Genomic DNA, 13,514 nt, shown 5'->3' on the forward strand with positions numbered 1-13,514 from the left:
AAAATTGTAGAGGGCCTTTATGGCGACTTATTCTAGCAACGATTTCCGTTCCGGTCTTAAAATCATATTCGAAGGCGAACCGTATGCCGTCGAATCCAGTGAGTTTGTTAAGCCGGGTAAAGGCCAGGCTTTTGCTCGCGTAAAAATGCGCCGCCTGTTGACGGGCTCTCGCGTTGAAAAAACCTTCAAGTCTACCGATTCTGCAGAAGGCGCAGACGTCGTTGATACCAACATGAACTACCTGTACAACGACGGTGAGTTCTACCACTTCATGCACCCTGAGACGTTTGAACAGCATCAGGTTGAAGAGAAGACCGTTGGTGATGCGGCAAAATGGCTGCAAGACAACGCCGAATGTATCGTTACCCTGTGGGATGGTCGTCCTATCGCCGTTCAGCCACCGAACTTCATCGAAGCTGAAATCACCGATACCGATCCAGGCCTGAAAGGCGACACTGCCGGTACTGGCGGTAAGCCAGCAACGCTGAGCACTGGCGCAGTCGTTAAAGTGCCATTGTTCGTGCAGATCGGCGAAGTTGTCAGAGTTGATACGCGTTCTGGCGAATACGTTTCACGCGTTAAGTAATTTATCTGAAAAGGCTGCCTTCTGTGAGGGCGGCCTTTTTAATTCATTTTTTCTCATTCAAGTCTCCCCTCTGTTTTGCTCCTCGTCCGAAAAAACCGCCACAAGCATTAAAATTGGCTACGCTTAAAAAGTAGTCACTTTCGTACCGTTGACATCCTACTCTCATAAAGAAGGAACCGAGTATGTTGAAGAAAGTTTTTGTTGCCATTTTTTCTCTGGTTATCCTCTCTGCGGTGGTTGGATGCAATACCGCCCGCGGTGTTGGGCAAGATGTTGAAGCGGGTGGGAAGGCCATTCAGCGCAGCGCCCAATAGCCCAACGTGAGAAATAAGTCGTAATAACTTTTCCGAGTGGAGGAAAATGCCGTTTATGGTGTTTTCTTCCCCACGGCGAGATAATGTGAAAGTGGATCACTCGGAGAAGTAATAATGTCGCCTCTTTTCATTACTGTCGGCATGCTGACGTTGAGTAATATATTTATGACGTTCGCTTGGTATGGGCATTTACGCTATTTCAGTGGCCGAACTTGGATCATTGCTGCGTTGATCAGTTGGGGGATCGCATTATTTGAATACCTTCTACAGGTGCCAGCAAATCGGATTGGTTATCAGGTCGCTTCTGCCGGTCAATTAAAAATATTGCAGGAAGTGATCAGCCTTTCCGTATTTATCCCTTTTTCCATGTTCATTTTAAAAGAACCGTTCCGCACCGATTATATTTGGGCGGGGCTGTGCCTGCTGGGCGCAGTTTTCTTTATGTTTCGCGATAAGATTATGGGATAACGGATTGGCTATCCCATTGTTGTGGTTAATACACTCAGATTACTGATTGACCCAGATAAGCGCTTCTGTCGGGAAGCCGTAGCGTTTGGCTGTGGCGACCAGTTTGTCGCGTGTCGCAGCATCCAACGTTGGCGTGCGTGAGAGAATCCACAGGTAGTCGCGGTTCGGCCCGCAAATCAGGGCGTAGCGGTAGTCGTCGTCCAGTTCAATAATGTTGTAGCCGCCATAGAACGGCCCGAAGAACGACACTTTTAGCGCGCCACGCTGAGGCGAATCCGTGAAATACGCTTTCCCGATGCTCTCTTTCCATTCCTGTTTTTCGATGTTAAAGCCACGATTAATCACCTTGATTCCGCCGTCATCCCGCGGGCTGTAGGTTGCCGTCACGCGTTCCATATTGCGTTCAAAACGGTGGTCGAGGCGGGCGATCTCATACCATGTGCCGAGGTAACGATTGACGTCAAAATTTTCCACAACGGTGACGTTATCGGGTGGCGTCACGCTACAGGCGACAGAAAAGAGTGCTATCAGCGCGGCAATGCAGGCTTTCCCACGTCGTCTGATTGTGAAGAGAAGGCTTTTGAATAACGTGGTATTAAAGCGAATAGCGTTAAAGGGCATCATATTGACATCTCATCGTTTTCATCTTTGTTCCAGTGTAGACGATGGACGTAGTCAGGCGGGGAAATAATATGGCCTGCGACGATCTCGTGCAGGCCGTTAGGTACAAATTTACAGATGTTACCTCTACAGCGTAACGACACCGATAACGGTAACCACGGTCAGGATTGCCGCCAGACCGTAGAACACCCATTTTCCGGCAGGAACGTGGATTTTCAGGTCATGCATCGCGTGGTGGATACGGTGCAGGCCACACCAGAGCGGCAGTACAATCATCAGCAGTAAAAAGACACGGCCGATAAAGCTCTGGCTGAACGCAGCGATGCGCTCATAGGTTAACGCGTCCGGGAACAAGCCCAGAGGCAGCATCACGCCGACCAGCAGAATGATCACCGGAGCGAAGAACGCGCTCCACATCCCACCAGCGCCGAATAGGCCCCAGAAAGGCGGTTCGTCAGAACGTTTTGGCGTTGGGTTAATCACATTATTTCTCCTGTTCAGAATAGTAAGGCGATCGCCAGAACGGCTACGGTTACCACCACGGTGACAGCCCACAGCCCTTTAATGATCGGCTCTGGCCCCATTTTTTCATCTTTAATCACGATGATGCTGGCCTTCGGTGCCAGTTCAAACCAGGTTTTGGTATGCAGCGCAGCAGCGAGCAGAGCAACGATATTGATCAGCAGCACTAGCGGGTTTTGCAGGAAGCTGACAAAGTTTGCCCAGCCTTCCGGCCCGTTTTTCAGCGCGAAAACGCCAAACATCAGCACGATGCTGAACCAGACAGCAGGGACGGCAGTCCCTTCACGCAACATATAAAAGCGGTAGAACCCCAGCTTTTTCCACCAGGTCGGCGACATACCGCGAACATACGCTTTACGTTTAGATGTCATCATTGTCCCTCCCTTATTGTGGTTTCAGCATGGCGATCATGAAGTCTTTCGCGCTTTCGACTTTGCCTTGCTGGATGGCAGCGGCAGGATCGACGTGCTTCGGACACACTTCTGAGCAGTAGCCCACAAACGTACAGGTCCAGACGCCGTTATTGCCGTTCAACTGCGCCATACGCTCTTTCTTGCCGTGATCGCGGTTGTCCAGGTTATAACGGTGTGCCAGCGTAATTGCTGCCGGGCCGATGAACTCAGGGTTCAGGCCGAACTGTGGGCATGCCGCATAGCACAGGCCACAGTTAATACAGCCGGAGAACTGGTGATACTTCGCCATTTGCGCCGGAGTCTGCTTGTTCGGGCCGTCAGCAGGTTTACGATCGTTGCCGATGATGTACGGCTTGATGGCTTCCAGACTCTCGATAAAGTGGGTCATATCGACCACTAAATCGCGCTCGATGGGGAAGTTGCCCAGCGCTTCGACCTTCAGACCGTTCGTGTATTCACGCAAAAAGGTTTTACAGGCCAGTTTAGGGACGTTATTCACCATCATGCCGCAGGAGCCACAGATCGCCATACGGCAGGACCAGCGGTAGGAGAGGTCCGGTGCCAGGTTATCTTTGATATAACCCAGCGCATCCAGCAGGGAGGTCTGCGTGTTGTACGGAACATCGAACGTCTCAAAATACGGTTCGCTGTCCTGTTCAGGGTTATAGCGCATGACTTCCATTTTCAGGGTTTTGATCATCTCAGCCATTCGCCTGCTCCTTCTTGCTGCCTTCCTGCGTATCACCTTCTGCACCGTATACGCGTTTGGCCGGTGGAAGCTTGGTAATCTTCACATCGCTATACTCCAGACGAGGTGCGCCTTCTGGGTTATAGAACGCCAGCGTATGCTTCAGGAAGTTAACGTCATCACGTTCGGTGCAACCGTCATCCAGACGCTGGTGGGCGCCGCGGGACTCTTTACGGTTGATCGCCGAGTGCGCCATACATTCCGCAACATCCAGGCTATGGCCCAGCTCAACGGTGTACAGCAGGTCGGTGTTGAATACGCTGGAGCGGTCGGTGATTTTCACGCGTTTGAAGCGTTCTTTCAGCTCTGCCATCTTATCGACGGTTTTCTGCATCAGCTCGGTGGTGCGGTAAATACCGCAGCCTTCTTCCATCGACATGCCCATTTCGTCGCGGATTTTCGCCCAGCTTTCAGTGCCTTCCTGATTCATCAGGTCATGCAGGCGCTGTTCGATGTCGCGCGTTTGTGCATCCAGCGACGTGCCGTTGGCCGGTGCTGCCGCCTGTGCGCGCTGTACGGCGTGCTCACCCGCAACGCGACCGAAGACCACCAGTTCGGCCAGCGAGTTGGAACCGAGACGGTTCGCACCGTGCAGACCAACCGAGGAACATTCGCCGACGGCGAACAGACCCTTGATGCGTGTTTCGCAGTTCTGATCGGTTTCAATGCCGCCCATCGTGTAGTGCGCGGTAGGACGGATAGGAATCGGCTCTTTCACCGGATCGACACCGACATAGGCTTTTGCCAGTTCGCAGATGAACGGCAGACGTTCCTGAAGCTTCTTCTCGCCGAGGTGGCGCAGGTCGAGGTAAACCACATCGCCCAACGGGGTTGAGACGGTGCGGCCTGCGCGCCATTCGTGCCAGAACGCCTGCGAGACTTTATCGCGCGGCCCCAGCTCCATGTATTTGTTTTTCGGCTCACCAAGCGGCGTTTCCGGGCCCATGCCGTAGTCTTGCAGGTAACGGTAGCCGTCTTTGTTGACCATGATGCCGCCTTCGCCGCGACAGCCTTCGGTCATCAGGATACCGGAGCCGGGCAAACCAGTCGGATGATATTGAACGAATTCCATATCACGTAGCGGAACGCCGTGGCGGAAGGCCATGCCCATGCCGTCGCCTGTGACGATGCCGCCGTTGGTGTTGTAACGGTACACGCGACCTGCGCCGCCTGTCGCCAGCACCACGGCGTTAGCGCGGATCTGAATCAGCGAACCTTCCATCATATTGATGGCAACAAGGCCGCGCGCTTGACCGTCATCGACCAGAACATCGAGGACAAAGTGCTCGTCGAAGCGTTGGATTTGCGGATATTTAAGGGAAGTTTGGAACAGGGTATGCAGCATGTGGAAGCCGGTTTTATCGGCGGCAAACCAGGTGCGTTCGATCTTCATCCCGCCAAAGCGGCGCACGTTGACAGAACCATCCGGTTTACGGCTCCAGGGGCAGCCCCACTGTTCCAGTTGAATCATCTCTTCTGGGCAGTGCTTGACGAAGTGCTCAACCACGTCTTGTTCACACAGCCAGTCGCCACCCGATACGGTGTCGTTGAAGTGATAATCGAAGCTATCGTGTTCCTGAGTTACTGCTGCTGACCCACCTTCTGCCGCCACGGTATGGCTACGCATTGGGTAGACTTTTGAGATCAGCGCAATTTTCAGTTGAGGGTTGGCTTCTGCGGCAGCAATTGCCGCTCGTAGGCCAGCTCCTCCGGCCCCGATAATGGCCAAATCGGCATTAAAGGTTTGCAATGCATTCCTCCAGTTACTTAAGTTAATTAAGTTAAAATAAAAAAATAATATCTATTCGTTTCTGTCTTTAATATCCGAGCTTAATATCAAACCCGCTGAAAATTATGTGATAGAGGTATAAAGAATAGATAAACCTATAATTTTTGTGTGGGAATGATTATACCGAATTATGGGTAGGTGAAATTTGATGTGATCCCGCATTTTGTGGTTTTTTCAGCAGGCTGCGTATTTATTGATAAAAACGTGATCGAAAGGCTTATTTAGGGGGAAATGATGCTTTTATTTCTTTAATAACCCTTTTGAGGTGGATATAAGAAAATGATCCACTGGATATAATTTATAGCGGCTATCCTGACCGCTCCCTCTTGGAGGGGAGAGCATGCATTGCTGAAAAGCGCATCTGGCCTTTTTTCCGCTGGAAATTTGGGCTGATGCGGGTAGACTGCACCCCCTGTTTGACTTTGGAGTAAGAACCATGAGCGAGACGACAAGTTGGCAACCTAGTGCTTCTGTCGCTAATTTGTTGAAACGAGCGTCGATCATTGCTGCTGTCCGACGTTTCTTCACCGATCGTGGTGTACTGGAGGTCGAAACGCCCGCCATGAGCCAGGCTACGGTAACGGATATTTTCTTATACCCGTTCCAGACCCGCTTCGTTGGTCCCGGTGCTGCGGATGGCATGACGCTGTATTTGATGACCAGCCCGGAATACCACATGAAGCGTCTGCTGGCTGCCGGTAGCGGACCGATCTTTCAACTGGGTCGCAGTTTCCGCAACGAAGAATCAGGCCGACACCACAACCCAGAATTCACTATGCTGGAATGGTATCGCCCTCACTATGATATGTACCGCCTGATGAATGAGGTCGATGACCTGTTGCAGCAGGTACTGGATTGTGAAAGCGCGGAAATGCTCTCCTATCAGCAGGCATTTTTACGTCATCTGGAGATCGACCCTCTGTCTGTTGATAAAGCGCAACTGCGCGAAGCAGCAGAAAAACTCGGGCTGGGCGATATCGCCTGCCGTGAAGACGATCGTGATTCGCTGGTGCAGATGCTGTTTACCTTTGGCGTTGAGCCGCATATCGGGCGCGACAAACCGGCGTTTGTCTATCATTTCCCTGCAACGCAGGCCTCACTGGCCGAGATCAGTTCGGAAGACCATCGTGTCGCCGAGCGTTTTGAAGTCTATTTCAAGGGGATCGAGCTGGCGAACGGTTTCCGTGAATTGACTGATGCCGATGAACAACGTCAGCGTTTCGAGCAGGATAATCGCAAGCGTGCTGCACGGGATTTGCCACAGCAGCCGATTGATGAAAACCTGCTGGCGGCGCTGAAACACGGTCTGCCGGAGTGTGCCGGTGTGGCGTTAGGTGTAGATCGCTTGATCATGCTGGCGCTGAATGCCGAGAGGCTGAGTGATGTGATCGCGTTCTCCGTCGATCGCGCGTAATCCGTTTGAAGTAGGGCGGTGCCACATCTGGCCGCCGCCCGTTTTCCCTTCTTATAAGCTGCCCGGCGTCCGCTGCCGTGGCGTCAGCGTTTTTCCACTGCGCGACAGATTGTCCATTTTCACCTGGAACGGTGGGAAAGGAAGCTCCAGATTGTGTTTGCGGTAGTTTTCCAGAATCAACTGGTGCAGTTCGTGGCGTAGCGGCATACGGTGCCCCATTTCGGCGGCGAACACGCGCAGCTCGAAAATCTGAATCCCTTGTTGCAGGTCAACCAAGAAGGCCTCGGGCTCTGGCGTATCCAGAATCAGCGAACAGCGCTTCACCGCATCCATCAGCAGTTCCGTGACTTCCTGACTGTTCGCGTTCGCCGGAGCAGGCACCGTCAGCACCACACGCGTGACGGAATCCGACAGCGACCAGTTGATAAATTGCTCGGTGATAAATGCCTTGTTCGGCACGATGATCTCTTTTCTATCCCAGTCGGAAATAGTGGTGGCGCGGGTGTTAATCCGCATGACGCTACCCGTGAGATCGCGGATCGTGACCGTATCGCCGATGCGGATCGGTTTCTCAAACAGGATGATCAGGCCGGAGATAAAGTTGGCAAAAATCTCCTGCAAGCCGAATCCGAGTCCCACACCCAGTGCAGCAACCAGCCATTGCAGTTTCGACCATTCGATCCCGATCAGCGAGAAGCCCATCAGGCAGCCGATCAGCATCAGAATATATTTGCTGATGGTGGTAATGGCGTAGCCGCTGCCCGGCGACAGATCCAGATGCTGTAGGATCGCCAGCTCCAGCAGGGCGGGCAGGTTACGTACCAACTGCGCGGTAACAATGAAGATCAGAATCGCGATCAGCACCGATCCCAGCGTAATCGCCTGCACGCTTTCTACGCCTTTGACCGTGCTGGAGACATCCCACAGGCTGATATTTTCCAGGAATGCGAAGGCAGAATGAATTTCAGACCACAGCGCGATAACGGAAACCAGTGCGATCAGCGTCAGAATGGAGCGTACAAGCTGCAGGGACTTGGCGCTGATGGCATCCAGATCGACAACGGGTTCTTCCACCGCATCTGAACTGCTTTCATGGGACAACGCAGACGGCGTGTCTTCTTCACCTTTGGCACGCTGCGCCAGAATTTCCGAACGTCGCTGTTTGGCGCGGTCGAAGGCGATGCGGCGGCGCTGAATTAACATCCAACGGCGAATAATGTGGTAAACCACCAGCAGGAAGAACCAGATAGAGACGGAGGTTTCCAGACGGGCTAACAGCGCTTGTGCGGTCGCCAGATAGCCGATGCAGGAGGCCAGTGCGGCAACGAGCGGCATGGCGATCAGGATGTTCCACATCGCCCGGTTAACGGAGTTTTCCCCCGAACCTTCTTTATCCAGATACAGCGGGATGCCCGCGCGTTTTAATCCGGTCGTGACCAGGCTCAGCGCCATACACAGCAGGATGAAGCAGAGTCGCCCCAGCGTGCTGGAAAACTCGCGATCGTTGAGCTTATCGAACGTAATCAGCGCCATAATCAGCGGCACGATGAAGGCAATCGAGAGACGATAGTAGCGCATCGCTCTGGCTACGCGCTCCGGCGACCAGCGGAAGTGGACAATGAACAGCCCCTGTGGATGCGAGAATGAGGCACTGATCATCACCAGCCACATCAACGGCACGGTGGCAGTCACGCTGTCGCCGATAGCGACGGCAATCGGATAAGGCCAGGCGTTTTGCAGCCCGTATCCCAGCGCGGCCCAGAGCACCGGCAGCGGCAGGGCGGTAAGGATAGACCAGAACACGGTACGCAGCGTCAGCATAAAGTGATCGAGCGTGACCTTGCCGACGCGGCTGCTGGCACGTTCCATAAACGCATGATAGTGACGACGCGAGCTGATACTAAAGCCAACCAGCAGCAGTGCGCCCAGCAGCGGCAGCACGGTTTCCTGACTGGTCACCATCATCACCAGCGCGCTACCCAGTTGCGTTAGTGTGTCTAATGACAGCAGGCGCGTCAGATCCTGTACCAGTTTGAGCGGATAGGCGAACGTCACAGGGTCAACATCTGCCACCCAGAACAGGTCGCGATGGGCTGCTTCCCGTGTTTCGGTGAGCGCATCCGCCAGTTGGTTATTGGCGACTTTGAGTTTGGTCAGTTCGAGTATCTGTGAATCACAGCCGGAGATCAGCGAAGTCAGCAGGTCGCGCTGGGTTCGCATCTGATCGGTCAGGATACGCTGTTGTGCGCTGGTCAGCGGATCGCCGTTGTCCTGTTTGGCATTATCCAGATCTTGCGGTTTGTTAATTAGCTCTTCAAAGTGCAGCCGCTGCACGCGCAGTTGCGCCATATCGCTATCCAACAACTGAGGCTTGGGCATTTCCGGTAGGCGGGCGATCTGTGCCCGTAACGTTTCACCCAATATCGGTGAAACGCCGAGCCACTGTGCCTGTTCGCGGATGGTGCTCAGCGCCTGACGAACTTGGATGGTGTGCGTGGCAGCCTGACGCTGCTGAGAAGCAATGAGGTCCATCCGCTGCGCTTGCTGGTTCAGCGCGACGGAGAGCTCGCGGTTAACCTGTAGCTGCTTGCTGATGACGCTGGGTAAATCGCCACTTTGTTCCGCGAGCAGCTCTGTGCGTTCTAATGCCTGTTCGGCTTCGCGCTGGCGCATATTGTTGAGTCTGCTGCGTAAATCCTGTTGCAGCAGATCCAGCCTGTCGTGGCGCTTTTTATACAGTTCGACACGCAGCCGAGATAGCTCCTGACGATTGCTGGCGGAAAGCTGTGCCAGCTCCAGTTCGTCTACTCGGCTTTTGCGCAGGGCGGATTCGGCCTGAAGTGCGACGAGCTGCGCTTGCCCCAGCGGGGTAGCAGGCGTACCGAGAGACTGAATACGGCGTTCCGCATCGCTTTGCATGCGGCTGGCTTCAGTTTGCTGCTGCGGAAGCTGGCTCATTGAATCGCTGATTTCACGCAGCCGATCCTGTTCCTGTTGGAGCTGACGCGCCTGTTCCAGCAGTTGGCTACTGGTTTGCAGTAACTGCTGTTCAAGATCGTTGCTGGAAAGACTGTCTGAAATAGACGACGGTTTGCCGTCTTCGGCATTAAGCTGGCGACGCAGATCCTGAACCAGTTTGGGGAAATCATCAATCACGCGCTGATACTGTGTGGCGCGCTCCAGTGACGCTTTGCGATCCTGCAGAGTGTTCAGTGCAGCCTGATATTCTTCAACGATTTTCGCCTGATCGGCTGCACCTTTGTTGGCTTCCGCCTGCTGTAGTTGCTGGCGTAACTGCGCCTCATTGGGCGCCGTGGCAGCCAACGTGGCAGTTGATAATAAACATCCCAAAAGAAAAGTCAGAATCAGACGCACGTTAGCTACCTTTATTACAAACAACACTGTTACAAGCGACTAAAGTCGGCTGTTATTTACGGCGCGTCGGGTTTGTGGCCCGTCTGGCCGGATGTATCAACCGCAGGATGTTGTCCCTCAACCTGAGCAGGCTCAGAGGCTACCGCGGCAGGCGACAGTGCGGCGTCGTTAGTTTTTAGCTCAGTGCCCTCCGGGAAGACAACAGGCGCTTGCTCATCCTGACGGACTTCGGCAAACGGCTCGCCCATACGCGTCACGCTCATGGTATTCAGGTGAGCAGCAAACTGGAGATTATTGCCTGCGGCAAACAGGTTAATTACGGTTGAGCCCAGCTTGAAGCGACCCATTTCTTCGCCTTTTGCAAGTACGACGGCATCTTCTTCACCCGCCTGCGGGTAAGTCCAACGCTTGATGATGCCTTCACGCGGTGGCGTCACCACGCCTGACCATACGGTTTCGATGCTGCCGACAATGGTCGCGCCTACCAGAATTTGTGCCAATGGGCCGAATTCAGTATCAAACAGGCAAATGACGCGTTCGTTACGTGCAAACAGATTCGGCACGTTATCGGCCGTCAGCAGATTGACGGAGAACAAGTCACCTGGCACATAAATCATCTCGCGCAGCACGCCGTCGCACGGCATGTGGAGGCGGTGATAATCACGCGGCGAAAGATAAATGGTGGCAAACAGACCGTCGCGGAACAGATCGGCCATCACATAGTTGCCAGCCAGCAATGCTTCCAACGTGTAGTTGTGGTTCTTCGCCTGAATCAGCTTGCCGTCGGTAATGGGGCCAAACTGCGACAGCACGCCGTCAGCGGGCTGCACCAGACGGTGCGCATGGGGATCGACAGGACGAATGCCAAGACGAAGAGGGCGAACGAAAAATTCGTTAAACGTGCGGTATGAGGCGGTATCCGGCTGTTGCGCTTCCTGCATGTTGACGTTGTATTGGCGGACAAACAGATCGATCACCAGCTTGGTGAGTTTTCCTGCTCGCTTATTTGCTCCCCAGCCCGCTAAGCGGGTCAGCCAGATCTTGGGAAGCCAATACTGTAATTTGATTTTGATATTATCCAGCACTGTGAGCCTCTTGGATTAATAGTGCGCCATAAAACAAGCTGTCTGGGGAACACACGTGACGCTGTCAGCGATAGCCCAGAGAGAGAATAAGCGAATTCACTTATCCTCAAAGGGGGCGCATTGTAACGATGGTCATGATAAATGTCAGTTATCTGTATCCGAAAAGCCTTTACGCGTTTTTACTTGCGCCATGCTTTCCAGAATCCGGTGATAGTTATCAAAACGCTCTGTGGCAATCTCTCCACGCGCAAGTGCAGCATTGATCGCGCAGCCTGGATCGTTTTCATGTTTACAGTCGCGGAACTTACAGGAACCGATGTATTTACGTAACTCAATGAAACCACTCGTCACCTGTTCAGGCTCTAGGTGCCACAGACCAAATTCGCGCACGCCCGGTGAGTCGATCACATCACCGCCGTGCGGGAAGTGGTAAAGTCGGGAGGCAGTGGTGGTGTGTTGCCCCAATCCTGAGTTATCAGACACCTCATTCACCAGAATCCGCTCTTCGTCCAGTGCGAGCAGCGCGTTAAGCAGGCTGGATTTCCCGACACCTGACTGTCCGGCGAAAATACTGATACGGTCGGTGAGGGCTTGCTCCAGCTCAGGGATACCCTGTTGGGTATGGCTGGAAACCATCAACACGCGATAGTCGAGGGCGCGGTAGATATCCATTTGTTTATCAACAAACTGGCGGGATTTGTCATCCAGCAGGTCAATTTTGTTTAGCACGATCAGCGGGTCGCTCTCCAGCGTTTCGCAGGCGACCAGATAGCGATCGATAATGTTCAGCGACAGCTCAGGCAAGATCGCCGAAACGATCACGATCTGATCGATATTGGCGGCGATCGGTTTAATGCCATCGTAATAGTCGGGACGGGTCAGAACGGAATGGCGGGGGTGAACGGCTTCCACGATCCCGCTGATGCCTGCGAGTGATTCATGGCCGGGGCGCCAGACGACGCGGTCGCCGGTAACCAGCGATGAAAGGGTCCGACGAATGTTGCAGCGGTGCACCACGCCATCGGCGGCTTCCACATCGGCGTGCATACCGAATCGGCTGATGATAATGCCTTCCTGCGCATCGCCCAATTGGCTATCTTCCCATTCGACTTTGCTTTCCGTTTTTTTCAGGCGACGCTGGTGGTTTGCGCTAACCCGACGCTGCTGACCTTTCGACAGTTTCTTTTTGCTCACTGAGCCTCACTTAAGACGATTTATCGTTCGCGGCAGTGCGTTATCGCCCGCCGCGTTTGAACGGACTATAATACACCCTATTTGATTTTAATTAACTGATACCACCTTGTCGGTATCAGCATTGAGATGGTTACTGGTATCCTTGTATCGACGACAGGGCACAATGCAACAGGAATTCCCACGATGGTAGATGAAAATAACCTGATCTGGATCGATCTCGAGATGACGGGTCTGAACCCGGATCACGATCGCATCATTGAGATCGCAACGCTGGTGACGGATGCAAATTTGAACGTGTTGGCTGAAGGGCCGGTCATGGCGGTGCACCAGTCAGACAGCCAACTGGCGCTGATGGATGACTGGAATGTGCGTACGCACGGTGCCAGCGGCCTGACGGATCGCGTCAAAGCCAGCACGACGGATGAACGCGCTGCCGAGTTGGAAACGCTGGCGTTTCTACAAAAATGGGTACCGGCGGGTAAATCGCCGATCTGTGGCAACAGCATCGGCCAGGATCGCCGCTTCTTGTTCCGCTATATGCCAGAGCTGGAAGCCTACTTCCACTACCGCTATCTGGATGTCAGCACGCTCAAAGAACTGGCGCGACGCTGGAAGCCAGAAATCCTGACGGGCTTTAAGAAGCAAGGCACGCATCAGGCGATGGACGACATTCGCGAATCACTAGCGGAATTGGCCTATTACCGTGAGAACTTTCTGCGGCTGTAGCCGTTGAAGCAAAACGGCTAGGGCGTGATGTGCCGCGATCTGCTGCTATGTACGCCACAACGCCTGTTTTGTCGGCGCATGTCTATTTTATCAACATATTGTTTTTTTTATCAGCAGTCAGATAATTTTTCATTTTGGGGGGCTTGCGGTTAAACGGATTTCTCGTATAATGCGCACCCCATACCGATGAAGAATTTCAATTAAAGAACTTCAACATCGTATGAAGATTTCCCGGGCGGGAATAGCTCAGTTGGTAGAG

The 13,514-nt window shown here is 53.4% G+C and carries 13 protein-coding genes; 5 read left to right on the top strand and 8 right to left on the bottom strand.

The window, feature by feature from the left end:
* The first annotated feature begins 19 nt into the window (after positions 1 to 19).
* From efp to H0248_RS06575, 3 genes are all read left to right on the top strand, one after another.
* Positions 20 to 586 (top strand): elongation factor P, encoded by a 567-nt coding sequence (gene efp / locus H0248_RS06565; RefSeq protein ID WP_014916784.1) that lies wholly within the window; start codon positions 20 to 22, stop codon positions 584 to 586.
* Between the two features lie 182 nt (positions 587 to 768).
* Positions 769 to 900 carry an entericidin A/B family lipoprotein gene (locus H0248_RS06570; protein ID WP_180785230.1) on the top strand — a complete coding sequence of 44 codons (132 nt, stop codon included), beginning with the start codon at positions 769 to 771 and terminating at the stop codon, positions 898 to 900.
* A 114-nt stretch (positions 901 to 1,014) separates the two neighbouring features.
* The gene (locus H0248_RS06575) at positions 1,015 to 1,368 is read left to right on the top strand and encodes a DMT family protein (protein WP_005972979.1); all 354 of its coding nucleotides are present in this window, start codon (positions 1,015 to 1,017) and stop codon (positions 1,366 to 1,368) included.
* A gap of 39 nt (positions 1,369 to 1,407) precedes the next feature.
* Here the strand turns inward: H0248_RS06575 and blc are convergent, their stop codons facing one another.
* The 5 genes from blc to frdA all read right to left on the bottom strand — a co-directional run bounded on the left by blc (position 1,408) and on the right by frdA (position 5,422).
* Entirely contained in the window at positions 1,408 to 1,992 is a 585-nt protein-coding gene (blc, locus tag H0248_RS06580; protein WP_219609016.1) for an outer membrane lipoprotein Blc, read from the bottom strand.
* A gap of 123 nt (positions 1,993 to 2,115) precedes the next feature.
* On the bottom strand, positions 2,116 to 2,472 hold the full coding sequence (frdD, locus tag H0248_RS06585; protein WP_005972985.1) for a fumarate reductase subunit FrdD: 357 nt from the start codon (positions 2,470 to 2,472) through the stop codon (positions 2,116 to 2,118).
* 14 nt (positions 2,473 to 2,486) lie between these two features.
* Entirely contained in the window at positions 2,487 to 2,882 is a 396-nt protein-coding gene (gene frdC / locus H0248_RS06590) for a fumarate reductase subunit FrdC (RefSeq protein ID WP_010295522.1), read from the bottom strand.
* 13 nt (positions 2,883 to 2,895) lie between these two features.
* Positions 2,896 to 3,633: a succinate dehydrogenase/fumarate reductase iron-sulfur subunit gene (locus H0248_RS06595; protein ID WP_010283136.1), complete on the bottom strand. Its 738-nt coding sequence runs from the start codon at positions 3,631 to 3,633 to the stop codon at positions 2,896 to 2,898.
* On the bottom strand, positions 3,626 to 5,422 hold the full coding sequence (gene frdA, locus H0248_RS06600; RefSeq protein ID WP_180785231.1) for a fumarate reductase (quinol) flavoprotein subunit: 1,797 nt from the start codon (positions 5,420 to 5,422) through the stop codon (positions 3,626 to 3,628). Before frdA ends, H0248_RS06595 begins: the two co-directional genes overlap by 8 nt.
* A 475-nt stretch (positions 5,423 to 5,897) precedes the next feature.
* Here frdA and epmA point away from each other — a divergent pair, with 475 nt between their 5' ends.
* Positions 5,898 to 6,875 carry an elongation factor P--(R)-beta-lysine ligase gene (epmA, locus tag H0248_RS06605; RefSeq protein WP_039498020.1) on the top strand — a complete coding sequence of 326 codons (978 nt, stop codon included), beginning with the start codon at positions 5,898 to 5,900 and terminating at the stop codon, positions 6,873 to 6,875.
* A gap of 51 nt (positions 6,876 to 6,926) precedes the next feature.
* On the opposite strand, the gene mscM is transcribed toward epmA, so the two are convergent.
* From mscM to rsgA, 3 genes are all read right to left on the bottom strand, one after another.
* Entirely contained in the window at positions 6,927 to 10,250 is a 3,324-nt protein-coding gene (gene mscM, locus H0248_RS06610; RefSeq protein WP_180785232.1) for a miniconductance mechanosensitive channel MscM, read from the bottom strand.
* A gap of 56 nt (positions 10,251 to 10,306) precedes the next feature.
* A complete protein-coding gene (gene asd, locus H0248_RS06615) occupies positions 10,307 to 11,335 on the bottom strand; it encodes an archaetidylserine decarboxylase (RefSeq protein ID WP_180785233.1) in 1,029 nt (342 codons plus the stop codon).
* Between the two features lie 144 nt (positions 11,336 to 11,479).
* Positions 11,480 to 12,529, bottom strand: coding sequence for a small ribosomal subunit biogenesis GTPase RsgA (rsgA, locus tag H0248_RS06620; protein WP_180785234.1), 1,050 nt, complete (start codon positions 12,527 to 12,529; stop codon positions 11,480 to 11,482).
* Positions 12,530 to 12,712: 183 nt separating this feature from the next.
* Between rsgA and orn the strand changes: the two genes are divergently transcribed.
* Entirely contained in the window at positions 12,713 to 13,255 is a 543-nt protein-coding gene (gene orn / locus H0248_RS06625) for an oligoribonuclease (protein WP_010283124.1), read from the top strand.
* The last annotated feature ends 259 nt before the right edge of the window (positions 13,256 to 13,514 follow it).

The sequence above is a fragment of the Pectobacterium brasiliense genome, from assembly GCF_013449685.1.
Classification (GTDB): domain Bacteria; phylum Pseudomonadota; class Gammaproteobacteria; order Enterobacterales; family Enterobacteriaceae; genus Pectobacterium; species Pectobacterium brasiliense_A.